At 64.7% G+C, this 14,435-nt stretch carries 16 protein-coding genes and 1 pseudogene; 7 read left to right on the top strand and 10 right to left on the bottom strand.

The window, feature by feature from the left end:
• Nucleotides 1-4 precede the first annotated feature (4 nt).
• The 4 genes from C7450_RS22455 to C7450_RS22440 all read right to left on the bottom strand — a co-directional run bounded on the left by C7450_RS22455 (nt 5) and on the right by C7450_RS22440 (nt 3,753).
• Nucleotides 5-1,228, bottom strand: a complete 1,224-nt coding sequence (locus C7450_RS22455) for an ABC transporter substrate-binding protein (RefSeq protein WP_110376706.1) — start codon at nt 1,226-1,228, stop codon at nt 5-7.
• A gap of 64 nt (nt 1,229-1,292) precedes the next feature.
• Nucleotides 1,293-2,126 (bottom strand): ABC transporter ATP-binding protein, encoded by an 834-nt coding sequence (locus C7450_RS22450; protein ID WP_110376705.1) that lies wholly within the window; start codon nt 2,124-2,126, stop codon nt 1,293-1,295.
• Nucleotides 2,114-2,884, bottom strand: a complete 771-nt coding sequence (locus C7450_RS22445) for an ABC transporter permease (RefSeq protein ID WP_110376704.1) — start codon at nt 2,882-2,884, stop codon at nt 2,114-2,116. Before C7450_RS22445 ends, C7450_RS22450 begins: the two co-directional genes overlap by 13 nt.
• Entirely contained in the window at nt 2,881-3,753 is an 873-nt protein-coding gene (locus C7450_RS22440) for an ABC transporter permease (RefSeq protein WP_170147370.1), read from the bottom strand. Before C7450_RS22440 ends, C7450_RS22445 begins: the two co-directional genes overlap by 4 nt.
• 40 nt (nt 3,754-3,793) lie before the next feature.
• Between C7450_RS22440 and C7450_RS22435 the strand changes: the two genes are divergently transcribed.
• The 4 genes from C7450_RS22435 (at nt 3,794) to C7450_RS22420 (ending at nt 7,338) form a co-directional block, all read left to right on the top strand.
• A complete protein-coding gene (locus tag C7450_RS22435; RefSeq protein WP_110376703.1) occupies nt 3,794-4,912 on the top strand; it encodes a substrate-binding domain-containing protein in 1,119 nt (372 codons plus the stop codon).
• Nucleotides 4,909-5,769 (top strand): SMP-30/gluconolactonase/LRE family protein, encoded by an 861-nt coding sequence (locus C7450_RS22430; RefSeq protein WP_110376702.1) that lies wholly within the window; start codon nt 4,909-4,911, stop codon nt 5,767-5,769. Before C7450_RS22435 ends, C7450_RS22430 begins: the two co-directional genes overlap by 4 nt.
• A gap of 61 nt (nt 5,770-5,830) precedes the next feature.
• Nucleotides 5,831-7,027, top strand: coding sequence for a UxaA family hydrolase (locus tag C7450_RS22425; protein WP_170147369.1), 1,197 nt, complete (start codon nt 5,831-5,833; stop codon nt 7,025-7,027).
• Entirely contained in the window at nt 7,027-7,338 is a 312-nt protein-coding gene (locus C7450_RS22420; RefSeq protein ID WP_110376700.1) for a UxaA family hydrolase, read from the top strand. Before C7450_RS22425 ends, C7450_RS22420 begins: the two co-directional genes overlap by 1 nt.
• A 208-nt stretch (nt 7,339-7,546) precedes the next feature.
• Here C7450_RS22420 and C7450_RS22415 read toward each other — a convergent pair whose 3' ends face one another.
• Nucleotides 7,547-7,933, bottom strand: a complete 387-nt coding sequence (locus C7450_RS22415; protein ID WP_110376699.1) for a type II toxin-antitoxin system VapC family toxin — start codon at nt 7,931-7,933, stop codon at nt 7,547-7,549.
• Nucleotides 7,930-8,178, bottom strand: a complete 249-nt coding sequence (locus tag C7450_RS22410; protein ID WP_110376698.1) for a type II toxin-antitoxin system VapB family antitoxin — start codon at nt 8,176-8,178, stop codon at nt 7,930-7,932. Before C7450_RS22410 ends, C7450_RS22415 begins: the two co-directional genes overlap by 4 nt.
• Nucleotides 8,179-8,318: 140 nt before the next feature.
• Here C7450_RS22410 and C7450_RS34705 point away from each other — a divergent pair.
• Nucleotides 8,319-8,603, top strand: a pseudogene (locus C7450_RS34705) (hypothetical protein); the annotation flags it as partial.
• Here C7450_RS34705 and C7450_RS22400 read toward each other — a convergent pair.
• The 4 genes from C7450_RS22400 to osmF are packed head-to-tail and all read right to left on the bottom strand — an operon-like array spanning nt 8,539 to nt 12,355.
• Nucleotides 8,539-9,297, bottom strand: a complete 759-nt coding sequence (locus C7450_RS22400) for an ABC transporter permease (protein WP_110376697.1) — start codon at nt 9,295-9,297, stop codon at nt 8,539-8,541. The pseudogene C7450_RS34705 and the gene C7450_RS22400 overlap by 65 nt on opposite strands.
• The gene (locus C7450_RS22395) at nt 9,294-10,232 is read right to left on the bottom strand and encodes an ABC transporter ATP-binding protein (RefSeq protein ID WP_110376696.1); all 939 of its coding nucleotides are present in this window, start codon (nt 10,230-10,232) and stop codon (nt 9,294-9,296) included. The genes C7450_RS22400 and C7450_RS22395 overlap by 4 nt, the downstream gene beginning before the upstream one ends.
• Complete coding sequence (locus C7450_RS22390) at nt 10,229-11,413, bottom strand: ABC transporter permease (protein WP_110376695.1); 1,185 nt, start codon at nt 11,411-11,413, stop codon at nt 10,229-10,231. Before C7450_RS22390 ends, C7450_RS22395 begins: the two co-directional genes overlap by 4 nt.
• Before the next feature lie 30 nt (nt 11,414-11,443).
• On the bottom strand, nt 11,444-12,355 hold the full coding sequence (gene osmF / locus C7450_RS22385; RefSeq protein ID WP_146227462.1) for a glycine betaine ABC transporter substrate-binding protein OsmF: 912 nt from the start codon (nt 12,353-12,355) through the stop codon (nt 11,444-11,446).
• A 381-nt stretch (nt 12,356-12,736) separates the two neighbouring features.
• On the opposite strand from osmF, the gene C7450_RS22380 reads away from it, so the two are divergent.
• Both C7450_RS22380 and C7450_RS22375 read left to right on the top strand, forming a co-directional pair.
• Nucleotides 12,737-13,378, top strand: coding sequence for a recombinase family protein (locus C7450_RS22380; protein ID WP_110376694.1), 642 nt, complete (start codon nt 12,737-12,739; stop codon nt 13,376-13,378).
• A complete protein-coding gene (locus C7450_RS22375; RefSeq protein WP_245450062.1) occupies nt 13,365-14,393 on the top strand; it encodes a serine hydrolase domain-containing protein in 1,029 nt (342 codons plus the stop codon). The genes C7450_RS22380 and C7450_RS22375 overlap by 14 nt, the downstream gene beginning before the upstream one ends.
• Nucleotides 14,394-14,435: the final 42 nt, after the last annotated feature.

Below are 14,435 nucleotides of genomic sequence, written 5' to 3'. Positions count from 1 at the left end.
ATGCTCAGTTCTTGACTGTCCAGCGCTTGTAGTCCCAGGTCGGGAGGCCGCGGACATCGGCGGCATCACTGGCCGTGAAGGCGCTCTCCGGGGGCTTCGATCCGCTCATCTCGTAGGCCTGGTGCATCAGGGGGGCGGATTTCGCCACGTTCTCGAGCACCAGTTTCCAGTCCAGCGGCGCCGGGATGAGCTTGCCCTCGACCATGAATTTCGACGTCTCGACGATCGCGCCGATGTCGCCCTGGGTCGGCCAGATCCAGCCGCGCCGGAACACCACCTCGTCCTCGACGACCTTGGCGCCGAGCTCGGCGGGCAGCCCCCAATACTTCTGCACGCTGTCGGAGATGGCGCCGGTGGTCATGGCCTTAAGGGCGGTGACGGCTTCCTGCTGCGCCACCATGAAGGCGATCGCCAGCTTGGGATTCTGCGAGAGCAGGCTGTCGCGCGCCATCCAGAACGAGCGATGCAGATAGTAGCCGTCGGGATAGAATGCCGACTTCTTGACGGATTCCAGCAGGTGCCCCGCGCCCTCGCCGGCCGGCCCCTTGTAGTGGTCCTCGGTGTAGCCGAACGAGTTGACGATGCCGACCGTGCCGGCTTCCTTCTGTGCCTTGAGGAAGGCCGGATAGATCAGCACGGCGGCATCCATGCCGCGCGGGATGGTGGCCGCCTGCGCCTGGGTCGGCGTGTTGATCATCTTGATGTCGAAATCGCGCGGATTGCCCGAGCCGAGTTCGGCCAGGATGATCTGCGAGAAGGCGTTGTAGGGGTCGCCACCCAGCAGGGCGCCGATGGTCTTGCCCTTGAGGTCCTGGATGTTGCGGATCCCGGAATCGGCCCGGGTCGCGACCACGAAGCGGAAGTGACCCTCGCCGACATTGAGGATGCTCCAGGGCTGCTTGGCCGCGAGCCCGCGGATGATCGGCGTATTGCCCCACATGCCGAGGTCGAGATTGTTGCTGACGAAAGCCTCGACCATGGGCTGCGCCGATGGGTAATCACGCCAGTCGACCGTGAGCTGGTAGCCGAGTTCCTTCGCTTTCTTCTCGAACAGCTTGTTGTCGATCATGTGTTGCGTGATCGGCGAGTTGCCGGCCGCCCAGGGCTGGCGACCGACCGAGATGGTCGCATCCTGCGCGCGCGCGATGCGCGGCGCGGCCAGCGTGGCGACGCCTGCGGCGCCGGCGGCGGCAATAAGCTGCCGTCGCGTGAAATGGCTGTTCTTCATTGTTCCTGTTCCTCCCATGAACCTTCCTCCCATGAACCGCATTGGTGCGGTGCTTGTTGTCCATTCAGTGCCGGTCGATGGTGGCCTCGTAGGCCTCATGCCGGATGAGTTGCCAGATCGCGTCGGCGAGCTTCTGGAATTCGGCTGTCGCGCGCAGGCTCTCGCGTCGCGGGCGCGGCAGATCCACGGTCATGATCGTCTTGATATGCCCGGGATTGTTGCTCATCACCGCCACCCGGTCCGCCAGGTACACGGCCTCGTCGATGCCGTGGGTAATGAACACGACGGTCTTGCGCGCGGCGCGCGGCAATTCTTCGCCCCAGATCCTGAGAAGCTCTTCCTGCAGGATGAGGCGCGTCTGCGCGTCGAGCGCCGCGAAGGGCTCGTCCATGAGCAGGACCTCGGGCTCGTTGGCGAGCGCCCGGGCGAAGGCGCAGCGCTGCCGCATGCCGCCCGACAGTTCGTGCGGATACTTGTTTTCGGCGCCGGTCAGGGACACGAGATCGATGTAGTGGCGCACGATCCGGTCACGCTCGCTCGCCGACAACGGCCCGGCGGTGCGATAGCGCGGACCGAACTCGATGTTCTCGCGCACGGTCTTCCAGGGAAACAGGGCGTAATCCTGGAACACCACGCCACGCTCGGCGCCGGGATCGCGGATGGGCTTGCCGTCCATCACCAGTTCGCCGCGGGAGGGGCGCGCCAGGCCGGCGATCATGTTGAGGATGGTACTCTTGCCGCAGCCGGACGGGCCGACGATGCACAGGAACTCGCCCTGGAAGACATCCAGCGACACATCCGCGATCGCCAGCGTGCGTTGCCCGGTGCGCGGCGCGATATATTCTTTTGTGATGCCGCCGAGACAGATCTTGGGCGTCATTTTTTCTAGCGTTTCCATGGAAGCATCCAGAATTCGAGGGCGCGGACGCCGCGGTCGATGATCAGGGCAACGAGGCCGACGCCGATCATGCAGACGATGATCCCCGACAGGTCGACGCTGTAGGCGTAGAACACGAACATCATCTGGCCGATGCCGCCCGACCCGCCGCCGCCCGCCTTGGCGCCGACGGCGAGTTCGGCGGCGATGATCGACGTCCAGGCGACGCCGAGCGCCAGGCGCGCCCCGACAAAGAGGTTCGGCAAGGCGCCCGGCAGGACCACGGTGCGCAGGATGGTGAAGCGGCTGACACCCAGCGTGCGCGCCGCGCGAATGACGCCTTGGTCGATGCTGCGCACGCCGTGGATGGTATTGACCAGCATCGGGAAGAACGCGGCGTAGCCGACGATGAACGCCGCGGCGGGCGTGCCGGTGCCGAACCAGAGGATCGCCAGCGGCAGGAGCGCGATCGGGGCGATCGGCCGGAAGCTCTCGACGATCGGATCGAGGTTGCGGCCGATGGGCTCGAACGCGGCCATCGCCGTCCCGACGACGAGAGCGAGCGAGGCGGCGCAGGCAAAGCCGAGCAGCACCCGCTTCAGGCTCTGCAGCAGGGCCAGCGGCAGTTCGCCGCTCGACACGAGCGTCCAGCCCATGGTCAGGACGTCGCCGGGAACGGGCATGCGGCTGGTCTGCGCATAGGCCATCGCGGCGATCTGCCAGAGGGCGAGCAGCAGGAGCGGCAGGATGAACGGCCGGAGGCGCAGGTGAAGGCTCATGTGAGGCCTCCGCCGGCTTGCGCCCACGGCGTGAGCCTGCGCTGCAGGCCGCGCAGCAGCCGATCGAGGAGATAGCCGAGCAGCCCGATGATGAAGACAAAGGCGAGGACCTTCGGCGTCATCAGGAGCTCGCGGTACCACTCGATGGCGAAGCCGAGGCCCGACGGCGCGCCGATCAGCTCGGCGGCGACCATCGCCATCCAGCCCGCCCCGGCACCAAGGCGCGCACCGACCAGGATATTGGGAAGCGCTGCCGGCCAGATGACATGGCGTACGATGGCGCGCTGGCTGACGCCGAGCACCCGCGCCGCCTGGACGAGGCCGGGATTGACCGCCTGCACCCCGACCACCGTGTTGATGACGATCGGGAAAAAGGCCCCGTAGAACATGATCGCCGTCGGCAGGGCCTCGCCCACGCCGAGGATGAACATGCCGAGGGGGATCCAGGCGATGCCCGAGATCGGCCGCAGCAGCTCGACCATCGGATCGACCATGGCGTAGATCGTGCGATTCATGCCCATGGCGAAGCCGAGCGAGACCCCGAGGACGATCGCCAGCCCGAAGCTGACGCCGAGGCGCGACAGGCTCGCCGTCACGTTGTCGAAGATTTCGCCGTCGGCGAACAACTCGACCAGCGCCTCCGCGCTGTCGATGGGTGAGGGCAGGAGGATCGCATTGCCGACCCAGCGCGAGCCGAGGTGCCAGATGACGAGAAATACCGCCATGGAGCGCAGATAGATGAAGACGGCACCGAGCGCCGTCCAGATGCGCTGGTCTGCCGATGTCGGCCAACCCGGCGTAGCCGCGCCCGGCTGCGCGGCGGTTCTCGCCGGCTGAACGGTCAGGCCGTTGTCTTGCTGAGCCGCCAAAAAAGGCCCCTCCCAAACGATTTTTCTTGAATTGCCTTTGATGGTACCGGTAACATTCAATAGCGTCAAGAGACGTGAGCGTGGAATGGGCATGGAAAACGTCTCGGGATCTTCAGGGCGACGGGTCAAGCGGGCCGGTATCCGCGATGTCGCACGGCTTGCGGGTGTGGCTCCCATGACGGTGTCCCGCGCGCTGTCGTTCCCGCATCGCGTCTCGATCGAAACCCGCGAGAAGATCGCGGCGGCGATCGCCGCGACGGGCTATATCCCGAACCGCGTCGCGAGCAACCTGTCGTCCAACCAGACGATGACCATCGGCGCCGTGATCCCGACCCTGCGCAACTCCATCGCTGCCGATTTCACCGAGGGCTTCAGCCGCGCCCTCAAGGCGCGCGGCTACCACCTCCTGCTCGGCAACAGTGATTTCATTCCCGAGGGCGAGGAGACGATCGTCGCGGAGTTCCTCGCGCGCCGGGTCGATGGCGTCTATCTCACGGGCGCGACCCACACGGCCAAGACGCGCAAGATGCTCCGCGACAATGCTATCCCGACGGTCGAGATCGCGAGCCTGCCCGAGGATCCGATCGATATGGCGGTCGGCTTTTCAAACTTCGACGCGGCTTATGAAGTGACACGCATGCTCGCCGAGCAGGGCTATCGCCGCGTGGCCCTGTTCACCACCTTCACCAAGGACAACGAACGCCAGGTCGAGCGTCAGGCCGGCTATCGGGCCGCGGTGCGCGATTTCGGCCTCGATACGGATCCGCGTTTCGTCGCGGAGCTCGAGATGGATCTGAAAGCGGCCGGCCGGCAATTGCGTGTCCTGGTTGGCGAGCGGCCGGATGTGGATGCTCTGTTCTGCACGGGCGACTTCATCGCGGCGGGTGCGTTGTTCGAGGCGCAGCGGCTCGGCATCCGCGTGCCGGATGATCTTGCCATCGCCGGCTTCGAGGGCCTCGAGATCGCCGAAAACCTCAATCCCTCGCTGACGACGGTGCGCATCCCGCGCTTCGAGATCGGCAGCCGGGCCGGCACGATGTTGCTCGATCGCATTGCCGGCAAGGACGTGGAGCAACGGGTCGTGGACATGGGTTTCGAGATCATCAAGCGCGGCTCCACCGCCACGCCCGCCACGCTGCGCCGGGAGACCGCGTCGTGAGGGCGGTGACGGAGCCGATCGACACGCTGGGCGAGTCGCCCGTGTGGTCGGTGGCGGAGGAGGCGCTTTACTGGGTCGATATCCGCGCACCGTCGCTATGTCGGCTGGCGGGGAGCGGCGTGGTGACGCGCTGGCCGCTGCCGGAACTGGTTGGAGCCGTGATGCTGCGCCAGGCGGGCGGGCTTATTCTCGGCCTCAAATCCGGCCTCCATGCCTTCACGATCGCCACGGGGCGCCTGGAACCGCTGCTGCCGGTCGACGAGGGCCACGCCGGCAATCGCATCAACGATTCGCGCTGCGATCGCCAGGGCAATATCTGGTTTACCACCATGTGGGACTTCGGCCGGGAGCGGACCGGCAGCGTCTACAGGGTCGATCGCCATCTCGCCCTGACGCGGGTTCTCGACGGCCTGACTGTCCCGAATGCGCTCTGTTTCTCACCCGGCGGCGACCGCGCCTATATTGCCGATTCGGCCGTTGGCGCCATCGATTGCCTCGAGCTCGGTGCGGAGGAGGGGGTGTCCCACCGGCGGTGTGCTTTCGTGCCGGCAGGCGAGGTGGCAGGCAAGCCCGATGGCGCCACCGTCGACGCCGAGGGCTTCATCTGGAATGCGCGGTTCGGTGCCGGCCTGCTGGCGCGATTTTCCCCGGATGGGCGCCTCGACAGGCTCGTGCCGCTGCCGGTCAGCAATCCGACCTCCTGCAGCTTTGGCGGCGCGGATCTCGGCACGTTGTTCATCACGACGGCGACCCAGGGCCTGAGCCCGGCCCAGCGGGCGGCCGAACCGCTGGCAGGCGCCGTGCTCGCCTTCGAGCCAGGCGTGCGCGGGCTCGCCGAACCCGCCTTCGCCGGCTGAGCCGGCCCAGCCCTGCGGGGCGATGGGCGCCGCGCCCAACACAAACACGACGGAGGACACCATGGGGGGCATATCGCCCGACAAGCCGAGCCGCCAACAGCTGGAATTCCTCGGCTACCTGAGGCCGGTGGGCCGGGCGGGCGTGCGCAACACGCTGCTCGTCCTCGGCATTAACGGCCTCATAACGCCGACGGCACGGCGCATTGCCCAGGCGCTGCCCGGCTGCAAGCTCGCGGCGACGCCTTACGGCCGTGGGCAGCTCGGCCCCGACAAGGACATGCATTTCGCGCAGCTCGTCGGCCTCGGCAGCCACCCCAATAGCGGCGCGACGCTGATCGTTGGCGTGGACCGCCCGAGTGCCGACGCCGTGGCGGAGGCGATTGCGGCCCGCTCCGGCAAGGCCGTCGCCATCGCCACCCTCGACGATGTCCATGAGGATGCGCTGGCGCTGACTGCACTGGCGGTGCGGCGCGGCGGCGAGCTGGCGCGTCTCCTGTCCACGCAACGGCGCGTCCCGGTCCCCGTCGCCGAGCTGTTCGTCGGGATCGAATGCGGGCATTCCGATGCGACGTCGGGGCTGGTGAGCAACCCGCTCGCGGGGGCACTCGCCGACCGCCTCGTCGATTGCGGCGGCACCGCCGTCATCGGCGAGACGCTGGAGTGGCTGGGCGCCGAGCATGTGCTGGCGGAACGGGCGATCGACGGCGTCGTCGGCGCCGCCATCGTCGAGGCCGTCGCCAAACGGGAGCGCGCTGTCGCGGCGCTCGGCGTCGACCTCCTCTATAACAATCCCGGCCATGAGAACGTGCGCGGCGGGCTCTCCTCCATCGAGGAGAAGTCGCTGGGGGCGATCGCCAAGGCGGGCGAGCGGCCGATACGCTCCGTGCTGGCCTTCGCCGCGCCGCCGCCTTGCACCGGCCTGCATGTGATGGACGGGCCGGGCTTCTCCCCGGAATCGCTGACGGGCTTTGCCGCGGCCGGGGCGCAGATCATGCTGTTCACCACCGGGCCGGGCAACAGCTTCTGCAGCCATGTGGCGCCGACCATCAAGATCAGCGGCCATCCGGCCACCACAGAGCGCCTTGCGGCGCAGATCGATTTCGATGCGAGCCCGCTGTTTCTGGCCCAGGCCTCGCTTGCCGCCATGGCTGACAGCCTTTTCGACTATCTCCTCGACGTCGCGGGTGGGACCGCGACATGGGGCGAGATCTTCGACGAGGGCGACGAGTGCTTCGCGCGTTTCGGAGGGTCGTTCTGATGGCCGAATCCGAGAACACCCCCGGCGCGACGGGATGGAACGCCATGGCCATCCACCCCCACGACAGCGTCGCCGTGGCCCTGCGCGACATCGAAGGCGAGGCGCGGGTGCGCGTCGGCGATGCCATTCAGGTGGTGCGTCTGGCCGCGCCCATCCCCATGGGGCACAAGCTCGCCCTGTCCAGGCACGAGACCGGTGGCGACGTCCGCAAATACGGCCAGCGCATCGGCGTGGCCACAGCCGTCATCGAGCCCGGCCATCATGTCCATGTTCACAACATGGCAAGCTGCCGTGGCCGCAGCGGCGCTTAGTCCTGCGATCTACGACATGCGATTGAAGTCGGGTGCCAGAGGCTTCGCCTCAGTTGCCTTCGCCAGGGTTTGCTCGGCGAGCTGTCGCCGGATCTCGGCAAGCGTGATGTCGGTGAAATGCAGCATGATCCGGCATGGCGATAGACCTCGGTGTCGAGGAACACGTGGCGGGTCCGCAGCGGCTCGGTCGGTTTGCGGGACGGCTTGCTCATGCGGCGGCGATGTCGGTTTGGCTAAAGTCGTTCCCCTTGAACAGGAGTGGCTCGCCGGTGGCCTTGGCCAGGGCATAGGCGAAGCAGTCGCCATAGTTCAGTCCGGCCTTGTGCCGGCCCTTGCCGAAGTCAAGAAGCGCCTGCCGGGCAAGCTCGCCATGCTCGATCGTGACCGGCTCGATGGTGATACCGGCGCGCCGAAAGAAAGCCTCGGCCTGCCGCATGCCTTCGGGGCCGAGCTGGTTTTCGATCACCATCGAGAGCTCGACATGGTTCGCCACGCTGATGCGGATGACATCGGCGTCGTGAATGCGCTGCACGAAGTCTTTAGCCTCGTCCTCCCGGTAGAGGATCGCGACGATAGCCGAGGTGTCGATGATCATTTCGGCAGACCGTTCTCATCATAGAGAAGATCCGCGTGATCGACATAGGGCCGCTTCACATGCGCCGCGGCGCGGTCGGCGATCGCCAACAGTTCCTGAACGCTGGCCTTGCCCTTGCTGCGCTCGATCCGTGCATACCGCTCGCGCAGGGCTTCTGTGACGATGCGCGTCATGCTTTCCCCGGTAACGCGGGCGATTGCCTGCGCCAGCCGATGCGCCTCGGGGTCTTTGATATTGAGGCTCATAAAGGTCTGGATCCTTAAAGGTAGAATTTTATCTATCATTCTACTCACGACATATCGGCCCCGCAATGCGAAATGTGATCGGTGACAGGACTGGGGGCGTCCCCGAAACATGTATGGGGCCTCACCCGACGCAATCAATTCCGCGCAGTCCCCAGCCCGGCGCCCCCTACACCTCCATAACCACCAAGGAATTCCTGTCGCATTTCGGCTTCGGCACGCTGCGCGACCTGCCTGATAGGGAGGCGCTTGAGGACGCAGGGCTCCTCAGCAAGGACAAGGTTCTGGCCGACATTTTTAAAGTTCGCCACGGACGGCAGTCCCCTTGCCTGGACCATGTCAGTCTTATCCTGACGAGCGTCATCAGGACGCTTTTGGTGTGTCATCGCCGCCGAGCCGCGAGGCGGCGAGGCGTTCGACTGCGCTGAGGGCGCCGTCGACAAGAACGGCGAGCATCGCCACGACGAGCCCGCCCTGGAGCAGGAAGGCCAGGTTGTTCGACTGCAGACCGGCGATGATGACTTCGCCGAGCCCCTTGGCCGCGACCGTCGAGCCGATCGTCGCGGTGCCGAGATTGATGATCGTGGATATGCGGATGCCCGCAAGAATGACCGGAAGGGCCAGGGGCAGTTCCACGAGACACAGACGGCGGCCCGGGCTCATCCCCATGCCTCGGGCTGCCTCGAGCGTGACACGCGGGACCTGGGTCAATCCACTGAGCGTATTCTCGAATATCGGCAGAAGGCCGTAAAGAAAAAGGGCGATAAAGGTTGGCTTTTCTCCAAAGCCAACGAGGGGAACTGCAATCGCCAGAACGGCGACGGGTGGGAACGTCTGCCCGATATTGACCAGGCTGCGTGACAGGGGAAGAAATTCCAGACCCGATCGCCGCGTGACGAGAATGCCGAGACCGACCGCGAGGATCGCGCTCGCGGCGGTCGCGCTCACAACGATCGCGAGATGCGAAAGCGTGAGAGACAGCAGCGAGCCCTGGTTATAGATCGGCGGGGCGTTGTTCTCGGTCAGCGGGCGGAAGAGCGGGGCGAACGAATCGGGCGTGAGAATGAAGATGAGGAGCAGGACAAGGATCAGCCCTCGCCCGATGGCGCCGACATATTTCATTGGGGCGGCCGGCCATGGGACAAGATACCGGAAACGCTGATGTGGGCCGTCGCCGTGTCGTTCCCGTGGGCAACCGGCAGTCTGTCGGCGCCTGCCCAGATGAGCCGCGAAAGCGCGTCCCTGAGGTTGACGTCGGGATCGATCGGCTCCCCCGGCGCGTCACCCGGCTCCATCGCATCGCGCACCTTGGCGAGCGACAGGAGACGAAAAGGCCGATCGCTCGATCCCACCAGACGCTCTACGAAGCCCGCCGCCGGTCGGGTCAGCAATTGAGCCGGCGTATCATACTGCAGCAGCTGCGCGTCATTCATGACGGCGATGCGATCCCCGAGGTGGAACGCCTCCTCCATATCATGGGTGACGAGCACGATGGTCGTGCCGAAGCGCCGCTGGATCGCAATGAGATCAGCCTGCGCCTTTCCCCGGATGATCGGGTCAAGGGCGCCGAAGGGTTCGTCCATCAGCAGCAGGCGGGGCTCGGCGGCGAGGGCGCGCGCCACGCCCACGCGCTGCTGCTGCCCCCCTGAAAGATGCCGCGGAAACTTGTTGGCGAACTCGGCGGGATCGAGCTGAAACAGGTCGAGAAGCTCTTCAACGCGCCGCCTGATGCGTTTTTGATCCCAACCGAGCAGCCGGGGCACGGTCGCGATATTGCCGGCAACGGTCCGGTGGGGAAACAGGCCATTGCCCTGGATGACATAGCCGATGCGATGCCGCAGCCGGTCCTCGGGGATGTCCATCGTGTCCTGGCCGTCGATGAGCACCCGGCCGGAGGTGGGGGTGATCAGCCGGTTGATCATGCGCAGCAGGGTGGATTTTCCGGCGCCCGAGGTGCCGACGACGACGGTGATCGTGCCGGTGTCGACGACCATCGACACATCGTCGACAAGGGTCGTCTCGCCGATACGTTTCGTGAGATGCTCGATTGCAATCACGCCCGGGCTCCTCCCGCGAGGTCGACCATGGCATCGAGGACGATGGCGGCGACAAAGGCCATCAGGACGATGGGAAGCGCGCCAAGGAGCACGAGGTCGATGGCGGTCTGGCCGATGCCCTGGAAAATGAATGTCCCGAGGCCGCCGCCGCCGATCAGGGCTGCCACCGCAGCAAGTCCCAGGTTCTGGACAAGCACGATCCGTATGCCGGCCAGAACGACCGGCAAGGCGAGGGGAATTTCGATAGCGAACAGTCGCTGCCATCGCGACATCCCCATGCCGCGCGCGGCATCCACGACCGACGGTGATACCTGCGCCAGCCCGACTGCCGTGTTGGCCACGATCGGCAGAAGGGAATAGAGGAACAGCGCGATGACGGCGGGAGCCGTGCCGATGCCGCGCACCCCCATCGCATAAGCAAGCGGAACGGTTGCCGCGAGAAAGCCGAGAGGGACCATGAGGATGCCGAACAAGGCGATGCTCGGGATGGTCTGGATGACGTTGAGGGCCGGTAAGATCAGCGCCCGCAACGCAGGCAGGCGATGACACAGGATGCCGAGGGGCACGCCGGTGATGACCGCGCCAGCGAGCGAGCCGAGCGCAAGCACGAGGTGCTGGCGTACCGCGCCGCCGAAACTATCCGAGCGGCTGGCGTATTCCTTCATCAGGGACAGATCGTCCCAGGCCCCGGATGCGATGACCAGCCAGAGGGCCAGCGCTGCGAGCGCGAGCGCGGCAAGGCGCAAACCGGGCGTGAAGTTGAGGCGCGTGACCGAATCCGCCGCCAGCAAAGCCATCCCCAACGTCAGGAACCAGAACCCTGACGCAGGCGAAACGCGGGCGAAGCTGTCGCCGGCCGGCGTCAATACCGATGCGGCGAAACCCACGGTCACAGATAGCGAGAGAAGTCCGCCCACGGAGGTGATCAGGCGGATCCATGGCGAACGCACCAGAAGCGCGACCGCCGCGACGATGAGGACCACGGCCCAAAGCGCAGCCGCGGCAGACACGGGCAGGGCTTCAATTGCGGTGAGCGGCTGACCCGCGACGATGCGGTTGGCGCGGACGCTGACGAAAGGTGCAAGCCACAGGGCCAGAACGACACAGAGCGTGACGAGCGCCCCAAGCCGGTCCAGAGATGGGCGGACGCTGCTCGCGCGCGATCGCGTCGTGTCGGGCATCCGCGATTTCGTCTGCAACGCCCGAGACCGCTACTTCACGAAGCCCTTCTTTTTCAGATAGTCGCTGGCCACCGCCTTGGCTGGTTCGCCGCCGAGTTGCACCCGTGCGTTGAGGGCCTGGAGCGTCGTCAGGTCAAGCGACTGAAAGATCGGCTTCAGGATATCGGCGATCTGCGGATTGGCCTTCAACACAGCTTCGCGGACGATGGGGGCGGGCGCATAGACCGGCTGGACGCCCTTGTCGTCGGTTAAAACGACGAGACCCGACGGCGCGATGCCGCCATCCGTCCCATACACCATCGCCGCATTCGCGCCGTTCGTCTTTTCCGCCGCGGCCTTGATCGTGGCCGCGGTATCGCCGCCCGACAGCACGATCAACTGGTCCGGCTTCATCGTGAAGCCGTAAGCCGCTTGAAATGCCGGAAGCGCTGCCGCCGAGTTGACGAACTCCGATGACGCCGCGAGCACGACCTTGCCGCCGCCGGCCACCCATTTGCCGAAATCCGACATGGTTTTGAGCTGGTTAGGCTCGGCCACGTCCTTGCGGACAGCGATCGCCCAAGTGTTGTTGGCAGGGGCCGGATCGAGCCAGACGATCTTGTTCGCATCATAGTCAAGCGTCTTGGCGGCCTCAAAACCTTTGGCGCCATCCTTCCACAAGGGGTCGTCCGCCTTGTTGAAGAAGAAGCCGGCATTCCCGGTATATTCCGGATAGATGTCAATCTCGCCAGCGGTGATGGCCTTTCGCACGACGGGGGTCGCACCAAGCTGGATGCGGTCCTGCGTCTTGATGCCATTGGCATTCAGCGCGATCTGGATGATGTTTCCGAGGACCGAGCCTTCGGTGTCGATCTTCGACGAGACGACGACGTCAGCCCGCGCGGCAAAGGTCGAAGCACCAAGAATAAGCCCGACGGCAAACAATTTCATGAACAGCTTCATTGGACGACCTCATGCGGACATTGACTGCATGATTCTAGTGCTTCCAGATCGTTCTGGCACCCCCCGCGCCGTGAATGATCGGCCGACGTGGCGTTCCTGCCTGCATCAGACCATAAAAAGGGATAGAGGCCGGAAAGGTTCCAGCCGCGCATGCAGAAGGGCGGCCGCCGCTGCGCGATCGTCGTTGTCTATCCGACTGCGAGGTCGGCATGCGCAAAGCGCGTCCTTTCGCCGATCAGTTAGAGCGACGCGGCATCGTTGTTACTTTTTCAAAATTAGATGATGTTCAAGATACTTTGTTTATGAAGCGGGTTGAGATACATTTCCAGCGAACAAATCGATCGTGACCGCTGCGTCGCTTCAAACCACCGTTTAAGAAACATGCTGATCGGATATGCCCGCGTTTCCAAAGGCGATGGCTCGCAGTCCCTCGACCTGCAACACGATGCCCTGCGCGCCGTCGGCGTAGAACAGGACAACATCTATGTGGATCGCGCGTCCGGCAGCCGCGATGATCGGCCTGGTCTAGCCGCCTGCCTTAAATCTTTGCGTGCCGACGATGTGCTGGTGGTCTGGAAGTTAGATCGCCTCGGGCAGTCGCTCGCCCATCTCGTCAACACCGTGAAGGATCTATCGGATCAGAATATCGGTCTGCGGGTGCTGACAGGAAAGGGTGCTCAGATCGACACGACGACCGCATCCGGCCGCATGGTGTTCGGCGTTTTCGCGACCTTGGCCGAGTTTGAGCGTGACCTGATCCGTGAGCGCACCATGGCAGGTCTCGCCGGCGCAAGAGCACGAGGCAGGAAAGGTGGCCGCAAATTCGCCCTTACAAAAGCGCAAGTGCGTCTTGCACAGGCCTCCATGGCGCAACGCGATACATCTGTCTCCGATCTCTGCAAGGAGCTTGGGATCGAGCGCGTGACTCTCTACCGATACGTCGACCCGAAAGGCGAACTCAGGGACCATGGCAGGCGGCTTCTGGGTCTGCAGCAACAGGCGCGATCGAATGCCGAAAACTGATAAGCTGACGATAGTCTCGTCTATGTGCATCGCCATATTCTTTTTGGCGCTCATAGCCGTTGCGAACGCGCAGTCGTGGCAGAGCGCCGATGCGACTTCGGCTGGTTGGTCTATCGAGAGGTTGAATGCCGCCCGCGACTACGCCATGGCAGACCGCAAGACGACCGCCATCATGGTGATGCAGGGTGGCAAGGTCATTGCCAGCTGGGGCGACACTCGCCGTAAGGTAGACGTCGCCTCCGTCCGCAAGAGCCTGTTGAGCGCCCTCTATGGCATCGCGGTTTCGGAACACCGGATCAGGCTCGACAGCACGCTGGCCGAGCTGGGCATAGACGATAAGCCACCAGCCCTCACGGCGACCGAGAAGCAAGCGACGGTGCGGGATTTGCTTATGGCGCGGTCAGGAATTTACCACGTCGCAGCCCATGAAACCACCGATATTCGGCAGAAACGACCCCAACGCGGAAGCCACGCCCACGGCTCATTCTGGTTCTATAACAACTGGGATTTCAACGCGCTTGGCACGATCTACAGGCAGCGAACCGGAGAGGATATTTTCCAGAGCTTCTATCAACGCGTCGCCTTGCCGATCGGCATGGAAGACTTTTCAGCATCGGACGGCCGTTACTCCCTCGAAAAATCTTCGGTCCACCCGGCCTATCGCTTCAGGATGAGCGCGCGTGACCTTGCTCGCGTCGGTCAATTGTATCTCGACGGCGGGCGATGGAGCGGCAGACAGATCATTTCCGCCGCGTGGGTAAAGGCATCGACCACACCTTTCTCTCGTACCGATCGGGGAAGTATGGGATACGGCTATCTTTGGTGGACGCTGAATCCGCAAGTGTTCGGTTCCGGCGCGGCGGTTGCATCCGGCTATGGCGGCCAGCACATCGCCATCGTTCCATCCAAGCGCCTGGTCGTCGTGCAGACCGTGGACCCTGCGCAAACAGCGGGACGGCAGCGGACGAGCCATTTCGTTGATTTCCTACGCTCGCTCGTCGCTGCTGCCCCCTGACGCGCTGGTATGAGATCGGCTGCGCGGACGGAGGACAGATTC

The organism is Chelatococcus asaccharovorans (assembly GCF_003201475.1).
Lineage (GTDB): Bacteria > Pseudomonadota > Alphaproteobacteria > Rhizobiales > Beijerinckiaceae > Chelatococcus > Chelatococcus asaccharovorans.
This window is presented reverse-complemented; position numbering and strand designations above follow the sequence as displayed.

Coding starts and splice junctions, on each gene's coding strand:
- C7450_RS22425 (WP_170147369.1), top strand. CDS start 5,831: ATGGGGGGCATATCGCCCGACAAGCCGAGCCGCCAACAGCTGGAATTC.
- C7450_RS22420 (WP_110376700.1), top strand. CDS start 7,027: ATGGCCGAATCCGAGAACACCCCCGGCGCGACGGGATGGAACGCCATG.
- osmF (WP_146227462.1), bottom strand. CDS start 12,355: ATGAAGCTGTTCATGAAATTGTTTGCCGTCGGGCTTATTCTTGGTGCT.
- C7450_RS22380 (WP_110376694.1), top strand. CDS start 12,737: ATGCTGATCGGATATGCCCGCGTTTCCAAAGGCGATGGCTCGCAGTCC.
- C7450_RS22445 (WP_110376704.1), bottom strand. CDS start 2,884: ATGAGCCTTCACCTGCGCCTCCGGCCGTTCATCCTGCCGCTCCTGCTG.
- C7450_RS22375 (WP_245450062.1), top strand. CDS start 13,365: ATGCCGAAAACTGATAAGCTGACGATAGTCTCGTCTATGTGCATCGCC.
- C7450_RS22400 (WP_110376697.1), bottom strand. CDS start 9,297: ATGAAATATGTCGGCGCCATCGGGCGAGGGCTGATCCTTGTCCTGCTC.
- C7450_RS22415 (WP_110376699.1), bottom strand. CDS start 7,933: ATGATCATCGACACCTCGGCTATCGTCGCGATCCTCTACCGGGAGGAC.
- C7450_RS22435 (WP_110376703.1), top strand. CDS start 3,794: ATGGTACCGGTAACATTCAATAGCGTCAAGAGACGTGAGCGTGGAATG.
- C7450_RS22410 (WP_110376698.1), bottom strand. CDS start 8,178: ATGAGCCTCAATATCAAAGACCCCGAGGCGCATCGGCTGGCGCAGGCA.
- C7450_RS22450 (WP_110376705.1), bottom strand. CDS start 2,126: ATGGAAACGCTAGAAAAAATGACGCCCAAGATCTGTCTCGGCGGCATC.
- C7450_RS22390 (WP_110376695.1), bottom strand. CDS start 11,413: ATGCCCGACACGACGCGATCGCGCGCGAGCAGCGTCCGCCCATCTCTG.
- C7450_RS22455 (WP_110376706.1), bottom strand. CDS start 1,228: ATGAAGAACAGCCATTTCACGCGACGGCAGCTTATTGCCGCCGCCGGC.